Source organism: Nonlabens ulvanivorans, assembly GCF_000732625.1.
Lineage (GTDB): Bacteria > Bacteroidota > Bacteroidia > Flavobacteriales > Flavobacteriaceae > Nonlabens > Nonlabens ulvanivorans.
The window spans coordinates 39,268-58,551 of the sequence record NZ_JPJI01000003.1; the positions used below are offsets into that span (position 1 = coordinate 39,268).

Sequence of the window (19,284 nt, forward strand, 5' to 3'; positions counted from 1 at the left end):
GGAAGAATTATTTTTTTATAAATCGCTCTGTTGTAACAGCGCCATTTACAGTAACATTTGCTAGATAAATACCAGATTTTAAATTAGAAACATCCAGCTGATTTTCTTGAAATAAATTCACTTGCTTAATAAGTGAACCATTCATATTATATATTTCTAGCTGACCTTGCTCTAATTGGTTAAGATCGATATTTAAAACATCATCAGCTTCGGTAGGATACATGTTAAAACTAGTAATCGATAAATCTATATCATTAGAAAGAACTTGCATAGAATTACCTGAAACCATTTGATCTCCACTATTTCCAGAAGCATTATTAGCTTGTATGGTAGCATAATAAAATGTTACTGGTCCAACGCTCATATTAGGTGCTCTCCATGAAAAAGTCCATGTAGGACTATTAGTGGCTGAATGGGTTAATCCATCTGTAGTACCACCATTGCGCAATTGACTACCAGTACCAGCAGTCCAGTTCCCTACTTTCACACCATTTTGATCTTCGGCGGTGATGTTAAAACCAAATTTATTAACGGATGATCCATTTATAGCTAAGGTTAAATTATAGGTAGTACCTGCAGTATAACTCGTGGGCACACCAGTTAATACAGGTGTTCCACCATGGTTTGCGCCTGGTGCATGACAAGAGGTACAGTTTGCGTTTGAATCTCCTGGTGATCCAGAAAAGTTACCACCTTGACCACTTGTGAATCCTACTAAAACCAGCAGCGCGATTGGTAGTGCAGTTAATAGACTGTAAAAAGAGTAATTTTTTTTCATAGCTTTTTAATTTAGTTCGTCAGTATTGCTTGATCGATTTTTACTTCTTCAAGAAGTTCATCATAACCTAAGCATCTACCTTTAATTATTATTAATTGGTTTTCTTTTAGTTTTTGATCAGCAACCATTTCAATAAAAATTTGCTCATCTAGTATAATAGTATTCTTTTCTACATTAGTTACTTTACCTTTTACTTCTATAATTTGATCTAAAGCTCTTTGATCATTTTGTAAATCTTGATCTGTAAATAACTCTATTAATACTTGAGATGTAAAAGAGGCTGATGATTTACTTTGCTCAACATCAACATGATCTTGATACAAATAATTATATCCGATAATGGCGATAAAACCAATTAATAAAAACCCAAAAAGTATTTTTTTAATCATTTGTTGAAACAAATATTGTTTAAATTTATAACAATTAAATCACAAGAGTATATATTTAGCTCAAAATTTAACTGCATGAAATACAATCTGTTATACATTATTCCCGCTTTTATCCTTATTTCTTGTACAAATACAAGCACAGATGATCTTACAGATAATGAGCCTATTACAGAGCTAGTAACCTACAATATGGATATAGCACCTATCATACAAAATCAATGTACTCAGTGCCATAATACAACAAGTCCTTCTGGTGGATTAGTATTAGAAAACTATGACGATGTACGTATGAGTACAGAGACTGGCTCATTAATTGATAGAATTACAAGAAACATAGGTGATCCATTGATCATGCCTCAGAATGGTCAGTTACCACCTACTAGTATAAACCTGATCACGCAGTGGCAAACTGATGGTTATTTAGAAAATTAATATGAAAATTATATGTCTTGCATTTTTAGCCTTAGTTAGTATATCATCTATAAGCTCAACACAAACCGATCGATATCAAACTAGAACCGGATCCATAAGCTTTGAAGCATCTGTACCTACATTTGAGCCTATACGAGCAGTAAATAAGAGTACCACAGTCGTATTAGATATGAAAACGGGTAATATCGCTGCACTTGCTCTAGTAAAAGGATTTAGATTTCCTATTGCCTTAATGCAAGAACATTTTAATGAAAATTATATAGAAAGTGATGATTACCCTAAAGCCGTTCTTAAAGGAACTCTTTCAAACTTTGACGCTAATGGATTTTCACAAAACACTTCAACAACATTTATTCTTAACGGAACTCTTGAATTACATGGACAGAAAAAAATGATTTCTATTCCCGTTCTTCTAAGTCAATCTGGTGAAAACATACAGTTAGAATCTAATTTTAATTTGAAACCAGCTGATTTCAATATTGAAATCCCATCTGTGGTTTCTAATAAAATAGCACAAGAGGTTCAGATATCAGTAAAGGCGATTTTAAACAAAAAGTAAATACTATCGGTTTAAAAAAAGGACGAGCAAACATTTGATGGCAAGTCCTTTTTAAATTCTAATTTAATGATGATTACTCTACTTTTTTAGCATTCATTTCATAAAAGAAAAAGTCATCGTTAGGTACATCAAATGAAATTCCTGTAACGGTACCATAGGCGTCCTTCTCAAAGGTTACAGTCCCAAAAGAATACCAAGCTTGCGGCTCGTCCCAATTGATTTCATAAGAATCATAATTAAAATGAGTTAGACGGCTATTCAATAGCGGCGTGTGTTCCCATTCTAATACAAGATCTTTTCCCTGTTGCTTTACATAAAAGTTTCCATAAATATCAGCATGATAAGTTCCTACTATTTCAGATATTTCTAAAGTAGGCTGCGTTCCTTTTATTTGTTTTTCTTTACGATCTGCAATTCGAGTATCTGATTTTTTCCAGTTGTCATAACCTTCTAGCATCTCAGTACTCCAGTCTTTCTTATCTCTACTTAAAAAACGATCAAAAACAGCATATGCAATAGCATTAGTAGGCGCTTTAGGACCATTAGTTAATACTACTACTCCTAGCTTTTCATCAGGCAACATTTGTACTGTAGAAATCATTCCATCATATCCACCACCATGTCGTACTCTGAAATGACCATGATAATCTCCCAGAAACCATCCTAGACCATATCCTGCATACTGAGAACCAGTACTGTTTCTCTTAACCTGATTAACACCAAAACTGTTATGCAAGTTCCACATATTATTTCTGTTTTGAACACTAAATAAAGTATCATTTGATGCAGTGACGCCATGATTCATATTAGTAATCATCCATTTACTCATGTCGTGAACACTAGAAATAATTCCACCAGTAGATTGAACATTGTCCCAGGCTACCCATGGAATGACATAATTCTCATTTTTATCATTCATTGCGTGTGGAGTGGCTACGTTTTTATTATTACCAAAATCTTGAACACTAACCACCGTATCATCCATACCTACAGGATTTAATAAGCGTTCGGTCACATTTTCTTTAAAAGACTTTCCAGTAATTTTTTCTATTAAATCACCGGCAGTGATAAACATTAAATTGGAATAACCATATCCGTCTCTGAATTCATAAGCCTGTGGTACAAACTTAATACGACGTACCACTTCTTCTGTACTTAGCTCAGACTTATACCATATTCCATCACCAGAAAAAGTTCCCAATCCAACGTTATGACTTAATAAATCTTCAACTGTTATCATACCACTTATAGTAGGATCATAAACTTCAAAATATGGTAAATGACGCTGCACTTTATCATCCCAATTCAACTTTCCTTCTTCTACTAATTGAGCGATGATAGCCGCTGTAAATGCTTTTGTGTTACTAGCTATAGCATATAAGGTATGCTCGTCCGGTGATTTGCGCTTGCCTACTTCCATAACTCCATATCCTTTCTCAAAAACAATCTCACCATCTTTGACAATACCTACGCTCACACCAGGAATTCCCCAATCTTTAACTGTTTTTGATATGTAGGTATCAAGTTCTTGTAAGTCTACATCTTGCGCAATAGACGTGGATACTGCAAATAAAAACAGTAGAATGAATAGTTTTTTCATTTCAATAATTTTAATGTGATAGAAAGATAGTGGTTGTTATGCTTTCGCGAAAGCGTAACCTAAAAAAGCCTCCTAAATATAGAAAGCCACATGTTAAGATTTTAAACTAAACATAGAGTTATTAGCTTTAAGTCTATTGATGAGTCTCTTTTTACGAGGATAAGTCATCCACATACCGATAACGCCAAAAAACAATAATCCTAATACATTATTTGTTTTGTTTTGTTCTCTGTTGGGCGCCATATTGAGGACATACCATATGGCATATGCTTTAATAGGTAGGCCTAAAACCAATATATGATAAATTTTCAATTCGAAATTAGTAGAAAAAAAGTCTTTTAAATATATGTCCCAAACGGCAAACACCAAGTACACTAAACTGTAAAGAATAATTAAAATTCTCAGGTTTCTAGCGTGCTTTAAAACTTTATGTATATTTTCTTTTTCCATAATCTCTAACAATTATTCTAAAATAAAAAACCTTGCTTCATGAAGCAAGGTTTTTAAAATTGTTTAAGAATCTAGTATTTATTTACTCAAGTACATTCTTCTACGAGCATACAGTTCATAAAAGTCATCATCCTTTAAACTGTCTATAAATAAGATACTTTCACCTGTAGACTTCATCTCTGGTCCTAAACGTTTATCAACATTAGGGAACTTATTAAAAGAGAAAACAGGTTGTTTAATTGCATATCCATCTAGTTGAGGATTGAAATCAAAATCTGTTACTTTATTGTGTCCTAACATGACCTTAGTAGCATAATTTACATAAGGCTCACCATAAGCTTTTGCGATAAAAGGAACCGTACGTGATGCACGTGGATTAGCCTCAATGATGTAAACTTTATCATCTTTAATAGCAAACTGTATATTGATTAAACCTACAGTGTCCAGTGCTAGTGCAATCTTCTTAGTATGATCTTTAATTTGTTGCATGACCAGGTCACCTAGAGTAAATGGTGGTAGCAATGCGTTTGAATCTCCAGAATGCACTCCACAAGGTTCTATATGCTCCATGATACCTATGATGTAAACATTCTCACCATCACAAATCGCATCAGCCTCTGCCTCTATGGCACCATCTAGATAGTGATCTAGTAATAATACGTTATTTGGAATCTTGCGAAGAATATCTACAACATGCTCTTCTAGTTCTTCTTTATTAATAACGATTTTCATTCCTTGGCCACCTAATACATAGGATGGTCTTACTAATATAGGAAAGTCTAATTGCTCTGCAGCTTGAAGTGCTTCAGCAGGTGTCGTCGCCGTTGCAAACTCTGGATAAGGAATATCGTTTTCTTGTAACATTTTTGAGAACAGACCACGATCCTCTGCTAGATCCAGTGCTTTATAACTCGTTCCCATAATTTTAATACCGTAACGCTCTAACTTTTCTGCAAGCTTTAAGGCTGTCTGACCACCTAATTGAACAATAACACCTTCAGGCTTTTCATGACGTATAATATCATAAATATGCTCCCAGAATACTGGTTCAAAATACAACTTATCTGCAGTATCAAAATCTGTAGAAACCGTCTCAGGATTACAGTTAATCATAATGGTTTCATAACCGCATTCTTGTGCGGCATAAACACCATGCACACAACAGTAATCAAATTCAATACCTTGCCCTATACGGTTAGGTCCTGAACCTAGTACGATTACTTTTTTCTTATCTGATACGATACTTTCATTTTCTGCATATCGTTTTCCATCTGCGGTTTCCATTTCTGCCTCAAAAGTCGAGTAATAATATGGTGTTTGCGCAGGAAACTCTGCCGCACAGGTATCAACTAGTTTATAAACACGGTTGATGTTTAATTCGTCACGCTTAGTGTATACTTCACTTTCTAAACAGCCCAGCATGTGTGCTATCTGGCGATCTGCAAATCCTTTTTGTTTTGCTTCTAGAAGTAGCTTTCGAGAAAGCGTGTTGATATCAAACTTAGAGATTTCAATTTCTAGTGAGTGTAATTCTTCAAACTGCTTGAGGTACCACATATCGATTTTTGTGATCTCATGAATGCGCTCTAAAGAAATTCCCATCGCAATGGCATCGTATAGAGCAAATACTCTATCCCAGCTAGCGTGTGTTAGTTTGTCAATTACCTGGTTGTAATCTTTATAACCTTTACCATCTGCTCCTAGACCATTACGCTTAATTTCAAGCGATTGTGTTGCTTTGTGCAATGCTTCTTGAAAAGAACGTCCTATTCCCATCACTTCTCCTACAGACTTCATTTGTAAGCCTAAAGTGCGGTCAGAGCCTTCAAATTTGTCAAAATTCCATCGTGGTATTTTTACAATGACATAATCTAATGTAGGCTCAAAAAGAGCGCTAGTAGATTTTGTAATCTGGTTATCTAGTTCATCTAGTGTATAACCTATCGCTAGTTTTGCTGCTATTTTTGCAATAGGATAACCTGTTGCTTTTGATGCTAGTGCACTAGAACGACTTACACGCGGATTGATCTCAATAGCGATGATTTCTTCTTTTTCATCTGGACTAACCGCAAATTGCACGTTACATCCACCAGCAAACGCACCGATACTGCGCATCATATGAATAGCCATATCACGCATTTTTTGATACGTGCGGTCTGATAGTGTCATGGCTGGTGCTACTGTAATAGAATCACCAGTATGGATTCCCATAGGATCCATATTTTCTATACTACAAATAATAACGACGTTATCATTATCATCACGTAATAACTCTAGTTCATATTCTTTCCAACCTAGTAATGCTTTATCAATCATTACTTCATGAATAGGAGAAGCTTCTAAACCACGAGTTAATAACTCATCATAATCTTCTTCTTTATAAACGATGGCTGCACCAGCACCACCTAATGTAAATGAAGAACGTATACATAATGGGAAACCGAACTCTTGTGCAATCTCTTTACCTTTTAAGAATGAAGTAGCAGTAGCTTGTGGAGCCATCCCTACGCCTATCTTACCCATCAGGTTTCTAAATTGTTCACGATCTTCTGTAACATTAATAGCGTCTATATTAACACCTATTAAATCTACATTATGATCTTCCCAGATTCCTTTTTCTTGAGCTTCAATACACAAGTTAAGAGCGGTCTGTCCACCCATAGTAGGTAATACCGCGTCTATTTGTGGATGTTCTTTTAAAATCTTGCGTATGGAATTAGTGTTTAATGGTAATAGATAAACATGATCTGCCATGCTAGGATCTGTCATGATCGTAGCTGGATTTGAATTGATCAAAATTGTTTCTATTCCGTCTTCTCTTAAGGAACGTAGGGCTTGTGTTCCAGAATAATCAAACTCACAGGCTTGACCTATAACAATAGGTCCACTTCCTATGATAAGTATGGATTTGAGATCGGTTCTTTTAGGCATGATAAAGGTGCTTTTTTAGGTGGCTTAAATATCGTTGATAAAAATCAGTTTTACTTATGGTTATGCTGTAAGATATGAGAAGTAATAAACAGGTTTTCTACTAATTACTAAGGTGTTACTCATTTCCCGACGAGACATAAAAAAAGGCGTTACTTCTATAAAAAGTAACGCCTTATATATATTAATTAGAGAATCATTATCTCTTGTGTCTTAATTCAGTAGATACAGATAGTTTCTTACGTCCTTTAGCTCTACGACGCGCAAGAACCTTACGACCGTTTGCAGAAGCCATACGCTCTCTGAAACCATGTTTGTTTCTTCTTTTTCTCTTTGACGGTTGGTATGTTCTTTTTTGTGCCATAGCTTATATTCTGTATGCTCTATATAGTAATGAGGTTTTAACCTCCATTTTTAATCGGGTGCAAATATAAGAAGTCTTTTTACTCGGACAATAGGTGATGTGATTTTTTTTGAAATAATTTTTAATAATTACCTCTAATATAAAATTAACTCTAGTTGCGGTATATCTGAGCCAGTAAAAAGCTTAAAAACAGGTCCTTCTTTATTTTTTAAGTTACGTTGGGAAGCTGATGTAAATTGAGGATTAGATTTTCTTTTGTAACACATTAAATTCAAACTACCTTTTACACACTTTATAACAACCACAATATATCCTGTTTCGGGAATATAAATATCCTTATCTATGGTATTAACTGAAACAAAATGTTTGCCTCTTATATCCACTTTATGCAATTCATTCTCTTCCTTGTACAATATAGCTGGATCTGTTAAATTAACAGAATCTTTATAATGATAAACTTCTACTTTAAATTCAGTACCATAACTTCGATCAGGAATAAAGAGACCTTTTCCTCTTACTTTAAAAGAAATGGTTCTAAGACTTTTACCAGCAATAGTGCTATCTATGGCAAAACCAATTCCTTTCTGCTGTTTAGAATATATTGTGGTCGGAATACTTCTATTTTTATGAGGTCCAAATTTTCTCTCTTTTTTTGCGGATAACGAAATTACATCTAATTCATTACTAGTAGAAAGATATATAGGTAAAGAAAATAAGTTGTTCTTATCTAGTCTGTCTGAAGTAAAGTTATGTTTCACTATTATGGAGTCTACCCTAGGAAGATTAATTTCTTCTTCATTGAAACATATTTCACCTTTATAATCGTGTAAGATTAAAGCTTTTTTAGATTTATAAATATATAGCTCAACGTTTTCTATTTTTTTTCCTGTTTCTGAGGAAAGAAAATTGATGCAATTATTGACTTGTGATTGCACCGTAAATGGCAACATTACTATAAATATGTAGAACTTATTTCTCATAACTCTATAAGATAAGTCCTATCATTCATCAATTTCCTCCTTATCATTATATATCAAATCAATTCTATAATTTGTTGGAGACCTGTAGCTAATTGGATAAGCATCAATATGACTCCAATAGCCTATCGGTATTATTTTACTATCAATGTCACGTTTCACATGTCCTACAATCAAATTTACATCTAGCGGTTTAAAAAGAATTGCAAAATATGGGTACTTCAAAACTTCATCCCAAATCTTATCATCAACTTTCACTTGAAACCAATGTCGCTTTTTTTGCGAAACTTTATATATATTTTCAACTTCATATCTATAAACTGGCTTACCATATTTACCAATACTATCAAATGCAACAATTTCAAATTGATATCGAACTCCGTAAGAAGGTTTAGATGATAAGAAATTCCTATTATGTAAAAAGATTCTAAAACCTCTCAAATCAAAATTACGAACAGTGTCTGTAGGAAAGAGAATCCCAGATCTATTACCTGCTAAAAAGGTGGTTGTGCTAGCTTTTTCTTTCTCTGGCCCAAAGAATTTAGGTTTCTTTGCAATCAGAACAATCTCCTCACTTTCAATAACTTCTGGTAAATTGATGATTTTCTTTTCAAAATCGGCGTTGAAAAGTCTCTTAGTATAAAATGAGTAATAAACTACTAGGGAATCTAACCTACTTAATTGATCTTTATCAAATCGGAATTGGAATTTGTCGTCAACTTTCTGGTTGTTGACTTGAGTTCCGTTTTTGAATGAGATAATAGATATTTCATTGGACTGTACGGTTGTAGTTTTAAAGGAGTATAATGACTGTGCATTTGACAATAACTGTAACTGTAATAAAATTATTATAATTAATTTTCTCATATAAGTTTTTAAGATAAATAAATCGCCCAAAATCAAGCATTCGAAATGAAATAATAAAAATTATTAGGAGTGTTAAAAAACACTCCTAATAACTTATTAAGTTAAATAATTATTGATAAGACACAGGACTTCCAGACGCTGACCAAGCGGCTTCGTCGCAATTTCGATTTACACTAAAAGTACGACTACCATGGCGAAAAAACAACCTACTTCGATAAGCTAGAACTGTTGTTTGATAACCCACTAAGTCACCATCACTATTCAGAATGGCGGTACAAGGAGATATAGGGTCAGCTCCAGGAACTTCTTGCCAACACCAAAAACAACCTGTAGTTTGATAATCATTACCGTAACCTGGTGCATTAATATCTCCTGCCCCATTTTCTAAACTTAAAAACAAAAAGTTTTTAGTGTCTTCATTTAGAAATGCAGATAATAATTCATCCTCAAGAGCATCTAATTCTGTATCATTAGGTTCCCCTGAAAAATCTAAAACACTTACATAGTCTTTTGCGCTATTAACGGCATCTATTTGACTTGCTGATAACGTATTGTCAGCTAGAAAGCGATCATACTTAAACACCCATACAGCTTGTTTTTGCTCATTAGTAAGAGCATCAAACTGGTCCATTCCACTTTCAGTATTCCCTAGAATACTCCAGTAGATTGTCTCTGCATCAAAAGTTGTTGACTTTTGAAAATCATTATTTTCTTGAACAGATGTTTCTGTCTCACAAGATGTGATAAACATGGTGAAAAATAACATGCTTAAAATTAGGCTTATTTTTTTCATTTGTAAAGTTTTTTTGTTCCTTTAGAAGGAACATGGTTAATTTTAATAACCTTTATATTACTGCAGCTTATATGATTATGAGTCACAAATTTGAAGAAAAAAAAAAAAACGAAAAATGAAAGTAAATTGTACTAATAATGATTTGATAACCTAATGATATCATAGAAATATTATTTTCTTGGGTAACACAAGATGGCTTCAATCCGTTGCCTGTAATTCAATCTCAAAAATCAATATGACCTTGAAGATATTAGTCTAGCTTAAATCTATATCTTTGCATTCTTAAATTTAAACCTACCATGTTTAACAAAAACATTAAAATCGTCATCGCTGTATTAATCGTAGCGTTTGCCGTATATCAATTTACTTTAAACGAAATCATGAATGGTATCTTCTTGATACTACTTGCTGGAATATTCATCTTCTTATATTTTAAAAATGAGATGATCTTACTAGCTTTTTTAAAGCTTAGAAAACAAGATTTTCCTGGCGCTATGAAATGGCTAGAGAAGATTAAAGATCCTGAAGCAGCACTAGTTACTAAGCAACAAGGTTACTATAACTATTTGCAGGGCTTAATGATCTCACAAACAAACATGACCAAAGCAGAGAAATATTTTAAGAAAGCTATAAGTCTAGGACTTAGTATGGATCAAGATCTTGCTGTAGCAAAACTTAATCTGGCAGGTATCGCTATGACCAAGCGTAGAAAACGTGAAGCTACTACCCTACTTACTGAGGCTAAAAAATTAGATAAGCACAACATGCTGGGTGATCAAATCAAAATGATGAAACAGCAAATGAAGAAAATTTAAGTTTATAACCTTAAATTTATAACAAAGCCTAATCTTGAGATTGGGCTTTGTTGTTTGGTCAAATTAATAGCAATGCATTTAACATCAATTTATTTCAGCTTCTTCTTATCTAAAATTGATCGAATTTCATAATGATCAGATTCCGAAATAAATTCGGAATGACAATTAATCATAAGCATTTAAAACTCAAATACCTTACCATCTGCTGCGAGTTCTACAGTTGGGAAAATTTCTTGCGCTTCTTTTCTAAACAACTCATAGTCGCCATAGCGTGTAGAATAGTGACCTAGTATAAGTGTTCCTACGTTTGCTTGTTTTGCTATATCTGCTGCTTGTGCTGCTGTACTGTGTTTAGTACGTTCACAAAGATCTTCATGTGATTTTAAAAAAGTAGATTCGTGATATAACACTGTCGCATTTTTAATAATCGGTACAATATCTGGCTTGTACATCGTATCACTACAAAAAGCATAACTCTTTGCCGCTACAGGATTAAAAGTTAATAGATCGTTAGATATTACCTCACCACTCGCTAATTCAATATCGTGACCTTGTTTAACCTTGCGATAATAGGCTTGATCCACACCATATTCTTCACATGCTACAACATCTAATTTACGATCTAACGGTTTCTCTTCAAACAGATAACCATTGGTATATACACGATGATCCAGCGGTATGGTGGTCACCGTTACCTTATCATCTTCATAGATGAGTTGAGAATCTTTGGACTCGCTTTCGCGAAAGCGTAAATCAAAAGTAGTATAGCTCTTAGTAAGCTTAAGTTGTAATAAGATGATTTCTCTGATTCCTTTAGGACCATAAATCGTCAATGGCGTATCTCTTCCCAATAAGCAAAAGGTGGATATCATACCAATCAATCCAAAGAAATGATCACCATGCAGGTGAGATATAAAGATGTTTTTAATGCGTGAAAACTTTACCCGACTAGTGCGCATTGCCATTTGCGTACCTTCACCACAATCTATTAAGAATAGATTACCTCTTATCTCAAGAACTTGAGATGTAGGTCGGGTTGATGCGGTAGGTGTTGCACTATGACAACCTAGAATGGTTAACTTCAATAGATAAGGTTATTTATAGACTTAGATGCTTAAAATCCTAAATCGCGTTCAATTTCTTCCATCTCAATCACGTCTTGGGCTTCTTGCAAAGTAGGCACCACCATTAATTCTTCAGGAATCTCGTCGATTGATAACGCGGCATTCACCATCACAAACGATTGTTTTGTAGATCTATGTTGATTACTTAAAGCAAGAAATAGTAGTAAGTCTGTTAAAGTAGCGTCCGTATATTGTATTAAATCTACGATTACATTCTTTCCCTCAAACTGATTAAATATTGTTGGTAAAAACTGAGCAAATCCACTGATGTCATCATACTCATCTCTCAGTAATATATAATTATCGTGCGTTTCACTAATCATTGCGTTGAATTTTTGAAGCAATTAAGTACAGTACAGCCATACGCACGGCTACACCATTTTCTACTTGATTTAATATTATAGCCTGGTCAGAATCTGCTACATCACTGGTAATCTCTACACCTCTATTTATAGGGCCTGGATGCATGATGACGATCTTCTTTTTAAGACTATCCAGCAACTCTTTATTCACTCCATATTGTTGTACATACTCACGTACACTAGGGAAATAAGATATATCCATACGCTCGTTTTGAACACGTAACATGTTTGCCACATCACACCATTCTAGTGCCTTGCGTAGATTATACTCTACCTTAACACCTAGCGAGGCTATATGAGTAGGGATCAAAGTGGCCGGACCACATACCATGACTTCGGCACCTAGTTTTTGAAGACAGTAAATATTTGAAAGTGCGACACGACTGTGTAAAATATCACCTACGATTACAACCTTCTTACCTTCTAACGTGCCTAGTTTTTCTCTTATACTATAAGAATCGAGTAAAGCCTGTGTAGGATGCTCATGGGCACCATCACCAGCGTTTACTATACGTGCATCGACATGTTTAGATAAAAACACACCTGCACCAGGATTAGGATGACGCATTACCACGATATCCACCTTCATGGCTAGAATATTATTAACAGTGTCGACCAGCGTTTCTCCTTTTTTTACAGAGCTTTGCGCTGCGCTAAAGTTGATGACATCTGCACTGAGACGTTTTTCTGCAAGTTCAAAGGATAGTTTAGTTCTGGTAGAGTTTTCAAAAAACAAATTAGCAATGGTGATGTCTCTAAGCGACGGCACCTTTTTAATAGGCCTATTAATCACTTCTTTAAACTGATCTGCAGTGGTATGAATAAGTTGGATATCCTCTTTAGTGAGGTCTTTTATTCCTAATAAATGGTCCACACTTAATTCACTCATTAGTTTTCATTTTTTAATAGGTAAACGGCATCTTCACCAGCATTTTCTGTCCACATTACTTTTACCTTTTGATCACCTATCGCATCTACTTGTCGACCATTATAATCTGGTTGAATAGGTAAATGCCTTGAGAACCTGCGATCGATAAGAGTTAATAACTCAATAGAAGCTGGTCTACCAAAGGACTGTAATGCAGTAAGTGCAGCTCTTATACTGCGACCAGTATAAAGTACATCATCTACTATAACGACCTTTTTACCTTCTACTAAAAATTGTATGTCTGTAGAATTTGCCTTGAGTGGCTCTTCACCACGACGGAAATCATCTCTATAGAACGTAATATCTAGTAAACCTGTGTTTAACTCCTTAATACCATAATGCTCTTGTAGCATAACGGATAATCTATTTAATAAAAATCTACCTCTAGGTTGTAGACCTATAAGTGCTGTATTTTCAAAACGATTATGATTTTCAATTAATTGGCAAGCCAGTCTGTGAAGAATAATATCCAGTTCTTGCGCGTTGAGAAGTAATTTTTGACTCATTAATTGCTGCTGCTTAAAAGCAAAGATACACTTAAAAAGAAAAACTAGGAACATAAAATGGTCCTATTGATTGTATCCTGAAAACAGACTCCTATCCTCGCATCTTGAGCATAAAAAAATCCCTTGTCTAACAGACAAGGGATTTATTAAATATACTAGAAGTAAAAGATTACTCTTCTTCAGTAGACGCTGCTGGAGCTGCTACTTTACCTTCCATACGATCTTTAAGAGCTTGAAGCTTAGAGTTTGCATCACCTAATGTAGGCTTATCAGTTGACTCTTGAGATTTTGCAGCTGCCTGCTTAACAATCTTAGCTTCTTCTTCTTTATGGATAACCATGTGAGAAGCAACTACTCTCTTAAATTCTTTATTGAATTCGATGATCTGGATTTGAGCAGACTCACCTTTCTTCAATTTAGTACCATCTTCTTTTTCTAAGTGACGAGTTGGAATGAAAGCAGTGATGTCTTCATTAAATTCAACTACTGCACCTTTATCAACCATATCAGTAATAGTAACGTCGTGAGTTGTTCCTATTCCAAATTCAGCCTCATACTTATCCCATGGGTTATCCATAGTTTGTTTGTGACCTAGTGATAATTTACGTCCTTCTACATCTAATTCAAGAACAACTATATCTAGTTTATCTCCAACTGCGCAGAATTCGCTTGGATGCTTGATCTTCTTAGTCCATGATAAGTCAGAGATGTAGATTAATCCATCTACTCCTTCTTCTAACTCAACAAATACACCAAAGTTTGTGAAGTTTCTTACCACACCAGTGTGACGAGAACCTACAGGATACTTAGTAGTAATGTCTGTCCATGGATCTGGGTGAAGTTGCTTCATACCTAGAGACATCTTACGATCTTCTCTATCAATAGTAAGAACTTGTGCATCAACCGTATCTCCTACTTTTACAAAGTCACCAGCACTTCTTAAGTGTGTAGACCATGACATTTCAGAAACGTGGATCAATCCTTCAACACCTTCTTCGATTTCAACAAAAGCACCATAGTCAGCAATAACGACTACTTTACCTTTTACGTTGTCACCTGGCTTGATCTTGTCAGATAGAGCTTCCCATGGGTGTGGCTCTAATTGCTTAAGACCTAACTGGATACGAGACTTATCTTCATCAAAGTCTAGGATTACTACGTTAAGTGTTTGATCTAGTTCTACAACCTCATTAGGGTGGTTGATACGTGACCAAGAAAGGTCTGTAATGTGAACTAATCCATCTACACCACCTAGATCTACAAATACACCATAAGAAGTAATGTTTTTCACAACACCTTCTAGTACTTGTCCTTTTTCTAGACGAGAGATAATTTCTTTTTTCTGCTCTTCAATATCTGCTTCAATAAGAGCTTTGTGAGATACTACTACGTTTTTAAATTCGTGGTTGATTTTCACAACCTTAAATTCCATAGTCTTATCAACATAAGCGTCATAATCACGGATAGGCTTCACATCAATTTGTGAACCTGGTAAGAATGCCTCAATACCGAATACGTCTACAATCATACCACCTTTAGTACGACATTTTACGTAACCGTTAACGATTTCTCCTGTATCGTGTGCATTGTTAACGCGTTCCCAAGCCTTGATAAGACGTGCCTTACGGTGAGAAAGAACTAATTGTCCTGTCGCATCTTCACGTACATCTACAAGAACCTCAACTTTATCACCTTCTTTAAGGTTTGGGTTGTAACGGAACTCATTTAAAGAGATAACACCTTCAGACTTTGCGTTAATGTCTATAATTGCATCGCGATCTGTGATCTTGATAACAACACCAGTCATTACATCATTATCGATAGTGTCTACAAAGTTATCTTCTACAAGCTTTTCAAAAGCTTTCAATTGATCTTCATCAACTTTTTCGATTCCTTCGCTGTAACGTTCCCAATCAAACGTATCTAAAAATTCAGTTGGGTTAGTTTGTTGTGCTGTAGCGGTTGGTGCAGTGTGCGCCTGTGTTTCTTCAGTAGAAACTTCTGCTACTTTTTTGTTGTCTTCAGCCATGTTTGTTTGCTGATTAAAATTTGTATTCTAAAAAGGCGTGGAAACTAATAGAACTTTTTTAGAAGAATTATTTATAAAGTTTTGATTCCCAATCGGTTTCCTTATTCTCGATTTGGGTTTGCAAAAGTACAATACTTTTTAATAAAATCATAGCCCTTTTTAGATCTAATTATCTGTGTGTGATGCTTGTTGTTCTAGCTTTCGCGAAAGCGTAATGTATATCTGTAGTCTAGACAGTTACCTATCATAGGCTCAATCAATAGTATCTTTTACTCATTCCTATTTGAATTTACAGAAATTCAACCTTACATTCGCCCACCCAAATATTGAAAAATATAAATCATCGTGTTATTAAATGAAAATTTAACGACAGATGCTCAGTAACCTCGCAGATTGGACCATGAGAAGACTTATAAGCCAAAAGTACTTTTCATTATCTGCGAGGTTTTTTTAATACTCTTAAATAATCGTATTATTGATAAAACCATTGATACTGATTATGACCTCAAAAGCCACTACTACACAAGAATATATCGATCAGCTTCCTGAAGACCGTAAAAAGCCTATTTCTGACTTGAGAAGTGTTATTCTTAAAAATATGCCGGCAGAATTAGAAGAAGGTATGTTATATGGTATGTTAGGTTATTATGTACCTCAATCGGTTTATGAACCAGGATATCATGTAGGTAAGGACTATTCACCATTACCATTTATTAATGTTGCTTCACAAAAGAATTTTATAGCACTGTATCACTCTGGAATTTATGCTCATCCACCTCTAATGGAATGGTTCAAAGAGCAATACCCAAAACACTCTAAGTATAAACTAGATATGGGAAAAAGCTGTATCCGTTTTAAAAAGGTGAATGATATTCCGCTAGAGTTGATTGCAGAGTTGTGTACTAAAATGAGTGTTGATCAATGGATTGGGATTTATGAAGAGAACATCAAGAAGTAAATAATGAAAAAAGGGAAAGAAGATAAAATTCCTAAACCATTACTTGTTATTAATAACTTCATACTAGTTATTGGTAGTATCGCTGTTATAGTTGGGCTTTTACTTTTTGTTAAATACATGATTGAATTAGATGATAAATACAACTCTAATGCGACCGCATTAATTCATAAAAACATCAATAATGAAGTAATTTCATGCGAAATACCTAATGGGACCTATAAAACCATTTATGATAAACAATTTTCTGATTATCCAGAATTTATCTTTGAAATAACTGATGATAGTTTGTTTACTGAAGAGCAACGTTTTAAAATAGAGCGTTCTGAGTATGGTACTTTTAGCATCGAATATCCAGAAATCAATCAAGATTCACTAACAGATTTTCAAAAAACATTACACAACTATAGCAAAGACAATTTCTATAGAATTACAACTTGTAATGGAAACTATTATAAATTTGAAAACATGGTAAATTTACATATAACTATTTCTACTGGCACTTTTATAAAGTTGAATTAAATATTATTGAGGATTCATGTGCAGATTCCGCATCAAGTGCGGAATAACATGGTTTTAATAATCTAATCGGTTAAACAAAGCAGATTCCTTCGTTGCTCTCGGAATGACATTATTTAACTATCGCTTCGCCTCTTCAGCCCATTGAACCAGTTGTTCAAACTGCTGTTCTCTGTTCATCTCGCTAGTGTCTAATAATTTTGCGTCTGCTGTTTGTGTTAGCGGACTATCTTCCCTTGTAGAATCGATATGATCACGTTCTATGACATTCTTAAGAACTTCTTCATAAACAACCTCATCACCACGACCTATAAGTTCATCATAACGTCGCTGCGCACGCACTTCTGGTGCTGCGGTCATAAATACTTTAAGTTCTGCATCTGGGAAAACAACGGTTCCTATATCACGACCATCCATGACCACACCTTTTTCTTTTCCCATTTCTTGTTGTTGTGCAACCAGTTTAGCACGAACTTCAGATACCGATGCTACTAAACTTACTATAGAGCTTACCTCGAGTGTGCGTATTTGCTTTTCAATGTTTTTACCATTTAAATAAACATCTGCGCGATCTGTTTCTTCATTGCGTTGGAATGATACCTTAATTTTATCTAAGGAATCGATAAGTTCTTGTGCATGCAGTTGATTATCTCGGTAGATGTTTTCGCTTAAAGCGTAATAAGAAATAGCTCTATACATGGCACCTGTATCTACATAAATGTACTTTAATCGCTGCGCAAGTTGTTTTGCAGCAGTACTCTTACCGGTACTAGAATGTCCATCAATCGCTATCGTAATCTTATCACTCATTATTGTAAATTTATATTAACCCCAAAAAGGCTGGTATGTGACGCCAGTGTATATCGTGCATGTGTATAACTGAATCGCATTTTATTAATTTTTAAAGAGAATCCTGCACTTACACCAGAAAATGCTCTGGTGTCTTGAATACTCAACTCTTGTGCCCTGCGAAAATTATACCCAAGTCGCACTTGAAAGGCTTGTTCTGGAAAAATTTCTACTCCAAATACAGTATGACGCAATGCATTATTGAAAAATCCTGGTTTATCTTCAATGACATTACCGTCTAGATCAGTTTGAGCATTGGCATCATTTGAGAAAGCAATATTCCATTGCTGTAAATTTTCTAAAGTCACGTGTAGACGTAGTGGTAGGTTTCTCATGTTATTTGAAAAACCTAATGCAACCTCTAATGGTAGTTTTTCATAAACCTCATTATAAGGTGTAAACTGCGTACCGATGTTGCGCACGACTAAAGCTACTCTGATATCTTTATCTTCATTGTAGTACAGTGCACCAAAGTCAATCGCGCCACCTAATGAGGTATATTGCTCTAGCTTTGAAGAGATGACTTTTACATTTGCGCCTAGATAAATATCTGAAAACGGAATATTATAAGCATATCCAGCAGATATCGCTACTTCATTACCGCCAAATTCACCTGTCGAAACTCCTTGCTCGTTGTAGCCATCAAAGGTTCCATAATCTAAATAAGTTACACCTACATGAAAAGTCTGTACATGTCGATCCCATGTGTAAGCATATGCTGCAGTACCATAATTAACATCACCTAGATAGTTAGCATAATTTACTTGTAACTGATTATCCATTTTAGGATTAATCGTCGCAGGATTAAATATTCCAGAGGTAGGATCATAATCCACACCAGTGAGTACACGACCACCTAAAGCGGCCTGTTTTGTTCCTGCTGGTAGGTTGAGAAATTGGTACGTAGTTCTTCCTCCTATTTGCGCTTGCGCGAAAGCAGCAGACAAAATCAGCACCAATAAAATCGATAAATGGGATTGAGATCTTTTCACTTCTATTCTAACGACTGCAAGTTTAATTTATTTTTAAGCGTGTTGCTAGTTATTGAATAAGGAATTTT

21 protein-coding genes are annotated in these 19,284 nt (G+C 34.8%); 5 read left to right on the forward strand and 16 right to left on the reverse strand.

Features of this window, described 5'->3' with window-relative positions:
- Positions 1–7: 7 nt before the first annotated feature.
- Complete coding sequence (locus tag IL45_RS00190) at positions 8–778, reverse strand: choice-of-anchor V domain-containing protein (protein ID WP_036578935.1); 771 nt, start codon at positions 776–778, stop codon at positions 8–10.
- 11 nt (positions 779–789) lie between these two features.
- A complete protein-coding gene (locus IL45_RS00195; protein WP_036578936.1) occupies positions 790–1,167 on the reverse strand; it encodes a tetratricopeptide repeat protein in 378 nt (125 codons plus the stop codon).
- A 75-nt stretch (positions 1,168–1,242) separates the two neighbouring features.
- Between IL45_RS00195 and IL45_RS00200 the strand changes: the two genes are divergently transcribed.
- A complete protein-coding gene (locus tag IL45_RS00200) occupies positions 1,243–1,599 on the forward strand; it encodes a hypothetical protein (protein WP_235183301.1) in 357 nt (118 codons plus the stop codon).
- 1 nt (position 1,600) lies between these two features.
- On the forward strand, positions 1,601–2,158 hold the full coding sequence (locus IL45_RS00205; RefSeq protein WP_036578940.1) for a YceI family protein: 558 nt from the start codon (positions 1,601–1,603) through the stop codon (positions 2,156–2,158).
- 73 nt (positions 2,159–2,231) lie between these two features.
- Here the strand turns inward: IL45_RS00205 and IL45_RS00210 are convergent, their stop codons facing one another.
- The 7 genes from IL45_RS00210 to IL45_RS00235 all read right to left on the reverse strand — a co-directional run bounded on the left by IL45_RS00210 (position 2,232) and on the right by IL45_RS00235 (position 10,137).
- The gene (locus IL45_RS00210; protein WP_036578941.1) at positions 2,232–3,758 is read right to left on the reverse strand and encodes a serine hydrolase; all 1,527 of its coding nucleotides are present in this window, start codon (positions 3,756–3,758) and stop codon (positions 2,232–2,234) included.
- A gap of 93 nt (positions 3,759–3,851) precedes the next feature.
- Positions 3,852–4,208: a hypothetical protein gene (locus IL45_RS00215; RefSeq protein ID WP_036578942.1), complete on the reverse strand. Its 357-nt coding sequence runs from the start codon at positions 4,206–4,208 to the stop codon at positions 3,852–3,854.
- 78 nt (positions 4,209–4,286) lie between these two features.
- Positions 4,287–7,139: a carbamoyl-phosphate synthase large subunit gene (carB, locus tag IL45_RS00220; protein ID WP_036578944.1), complete on the reverse strand. Its 2,853-nt coding sequence runs from the start codon at positions 7,137–7,139 to the stop codon at positions 4,287–4,289.
- A gap of 196 nt (positions 7,140–7,335) precedes the next feature.
- Positions 7,336–7,500 (reverse strand): 50S ribosomal protein L34, encoded by a 165-nt coding sequence (gene rpmH / locus IL45_RS14885; RefSeq protein ID WP_042249657.1) that lies wholly within the window; start codon positions 7,498–7,500, stop codon positions 7,336–7,338.
- Positions 7,501–7,634: 134 nt separating this feature from the next.
- Positions 7,635–8,450: a hypothetical protein gene (locus IL45_RS00225; protein WP_036578945.1), complete on the reverse strand. Its 816-nt coding sequence runs from the start codon at positions 8,448–8,450 to the stop codon at positions 7,635–7,637.
- A gap of 51 nt (positions 8,451–8,501) precedes the next feature.
- Positions 8,502–9,344, reverse strand: a complete 843-nt coding sequence (locus IL45_RS00230; protein WP_036578947.1) for a hypothetical protein — start codon at positions 9,342–9,344, stop codon at positions 8,502–8,504.
- A 109-nt stretch (positions 9,345–9,453) separates the two neighbouring features.
- Positions 9,454–10,137: a hypothetical protein gene (locus IL45_RS00235; RefSeq protein ID WP_146128696.1), complete on the reverse strand. Its 684-nt coding sequence runs from the start codon at positions 10,135–10,137 to the stop codon at positions 9,454–9,456.
- A 299-nt stretch (positions 10,138–10,436) separates the two neighbouring features.
- Between IL45_RS00235 and IL45_RS00240 the strand changes: the two genes are divergently transcribed.
- Complete coding sequence (locus IL45_RS00240) at positions 10,437–10,952, forward strand: tetratricopeptide repeat protein (RefSeq protein WP_006795047.1); 516 nt, start codon at positions 10,437–10,439, stop codon at positions 10,950–10,952.
- A 179-nt stretch (positions 10,953–11,131) separates the two neighbouring features.
- Here the strand turns inward: IL45_RS00240 and IL45_RS00245 are convergent, their stop codons facing one another.
- From IL45_RS00245 to rpsA, 5 genes are all read right to left on the reverse strand, one after another.
- Positions 11,132–12,037 carry a ribonuclease Z gene (locus IL45_RS00245; RefSeq protein ID WP_036578951.1) on the reverse strand — a complete coding sequence of 302 codons (906 nt, stop codon included), beginning with the start codon at positions 12,035–12,037 and terminating at the stop codon, positions 11,132–11,134.
- 29 nt (positions 12,038–12,066) lie between these two features.
- The gene (locus tag IL45_RS00250; RefSeq protein ID WP_036578953.1) at positions 12,067–12,399 is read right to left on the reverse strand and encodes a hypothetical protein; all 333 of its coding nucleotides are present in this window, start codon (positions 12,397–12,399) and stop codon (positions 12,067–12,069) included.
- Positions 12,392–13,327, reverse strand: a complete 936-nt coding sequence (locus tag IL45_RS00255) for an aspartate carbamoyltransferase catalytic subunit (RefSeq protein ID WP_006795044.1) — start codon at positions 13,325–13,327, stop codon at positions 12,392–12,394. The genes IL45_RS00250 and IL45_RS00255 overlap by 8 nt, the downstream gene beginning before the upstream one ends.
- Positions 13,327–13,872 (reverse strand): bifunctional pyr operon transcriptional regulator/uracil phosphoribosyltransferase PyrR, encoded by a 546-nt coding sequence (pyrR, locus tag IL45_RS00260; RefSeq protein WP_006795043.1) that lies wholly within the window; start codon positions 13,870–13,872, stop codon positions 13,327–13,329. The genes IL45_RS00255 and pyrR overlap by 1 nt, the downstream gene beginning before the upstream one ends.
- A 169-nt stretch (positions 13,873–14,041) precedes the next feature.
- Positions 14,042–15,901, reverse strand: coding sequence for a 30S ribosomal protein S1 (rpsA, locus tag IL45_RS00265; RefSeq protein ID WP_006795042.1), 1,860 nt, complete (start codon positions 15,899–15,901; stop codon positions 14,042–14,044).
- Between the two features lie 499 nt (positions 15,902–16,400).
- On the opposite strand from rpsA, the gene IL45_RS00270 reads away from it, so the two are divergent.
- Together IL45_RS00270 and IL45_RS14650 are read left to right on the forward strand one after the other, a co-directional pair.
- A complete protein-coding gene (locus IL45_RS00270; RefSeq protein ID WP_036578954.1) occupies positions 16,401–16,859 on the forward strand; it encodes a DUF1801 domain-containing protein in 459 nt (152 codons plus the stop codon).
- Between the two features lie 3 nt (positions 16,860–16,862).
- Positions 16,863–17,378, forward strand: a complete 516-nt coding sequence (locus tag IL45_RS14650) for a hypothetical protein (RefSeq protein WP_051788587.1) — start codon at positions 16,863–16,865, stop codon at positions 17,376–17,378.
- Between the two features lie 117 nt (positions 17,379–17,495).
- Here IL45_RS14650 and cmk read toward each other — a convergent pair whose 3' ends face one another.
- Both cmk and porQ read right to left on the reverse strand, forming a co-directional pair.
- On the reverse strand, positions 17,496–18,185 hold the full coding sequence (gene cmk, locus IL45_RS00280; protein ID WP_036578955.1) for a (d)CMP kinase: 690 nt from the start codon (positions 18,183–18,185) through the stop codon (positions 17,496–17,498).
- The gene (gene porQ, locus IL45_RS00285; protein ID WP_051788588.1) at positions 18,185–19,216 is read right to left on the reverse strand and encodes a type IX secretion system protein PorQ; all 1,032 of its coding nucleotides are present in this window, start codon (positions 19,214–19,216) and stop codon (positions 18,185–18,187) included. The genes cmk and porQ overlap by 1 nt, the downstream gene beginning before the upstream one ends.
- Positions 19,217–19,284: the final 68 nt, after the last annotated feature.

Bases quoted from the DNA above. Each gene is read 5' to 3' on its own strand.
- IL45_RS00240 (WP_006795047.1), top strand. From the start codon at position 10,437: ATGTTTAACAAAAACATTAAAATCGTCATCGCTGTATTAATCGTAGCG.
- IL45_RS00255 (WP_006795044.1), bottom strand. From the start codon at position 13,327: ATGAGTGAATTAAGTGTGGACCATTTATTAGGAATAAAAGACCTCACT.
- IL45_RS00225 (WP_036578945.1), bottom strand. From the start codon at position 8,450: ATGTTGCCATTTACGGTGCAATCACAAGTCAATAATTGCATCAATTTT.
- rpmH (WP_042249657.1), bottom strand. From the start codon at position 7,500: ATGGCACAAAAAAGAACATACCAACCGTCAAAGAGAAAAAGAAGAAAC.
- IL45_RS14650 (WP_051788587.1), top strand. From the start codon at position 16,863: ATGAAAAAAGGGAAAGAAGATAAAATTCCTAAACCATTACTTGTTATT.
- IL45_RS00210 (WP_036578941.1), bottom strand. From the start codon at position 3,758: ATGAAAAAACTATTCATTCTACTGTTTTTATTTGCAGTATCCACGTCT.
- rpsA (WP_006795042.1), bottom strand. From the start codon at position 15,901: ATGGCTGAAGACAACAAAAAAGTAGCAGAAGTTTCTACTGAAGAAACA.
- pyrR (WP_006795043.1), bottom strand. From the start codon at position 13,872: ATGAGTCAAAAATTACTTCTCAACGCGCAAGAACTGGATATTATTCTT.
- IL45_RS00250 (WP_036578953.1), bottom strand. From the start codon at position 12,399: ATGATTAGTGAAACGCACGATAATTATATATTACTGAGAGATGAGTAT.
- IL45_RS00190 (WP_036578935.1), bottom strand. From the start codon at position 778: ATGAAAAAAAATTACTCTTTTTACAGTCTATTAACTGCACTACCAATC.
- IL45_RS00205 (WP_036578940.1), top strand. From the start codon at position 1,601: ATGAAAATTATATGTCTTGCATTTTTAGCCTTAGTTAGTATATCATCT.
- IL45_RS00195 (WP_036578936.1), bottom strand. From the start codon at position 1,167: ATGATTAAAAAAATACTTTTTGGGTTTTTATTAATTGGTTTTATCGCC.
- carB (WP_036578944.1), bottom strand. From the start codon at position 7,139: ATGCCTAAAAGAACCGATCTCAAATCCATACTTATCATAGGAAGTGGA.
- IL45_RS00270 (WP_036578954.1), top strand. From the start codon at position 16,401: ATGACCTCAAAAGCCACTACTACACAAGAATATATCGATCAGCTTCCT.
- IL45_RS00230 (WP_036578947.1), bottom strand. From the start codon at position 9,344: ATGAGAAAATTAATTATAATAATTTTATTACAGTTACAGTTATTGTCA.
- IL45_RS00215 (WP_036578942.1), bottom strand. From the start codon at position 4,208: ATGGAAAAAGAAAATATACATAAAGTTTTAAAGCACGCTAGAAACCTG.
- IL45_RS00200 (WP_235183301.1), top strand. From the start codon at position 1,243: ATGAAATACAATCTGTTATACATTATTCCCGCTTTTATCCTTATTTCT.
- cmk (WP_036578955.1), bottom strand. From the start codon at position 18,185: ATGAGTGATAAGATTACGATAGCGATTGATGGACATTCTAGTACCGGT.
- IL45_RS00235 (WP_146128696.1), bottom strand. From the start codon at position 10,137: ATGAAAAAAATAAGCCTAATTTTAAGCATGTTATTTTTCACCATGTTT.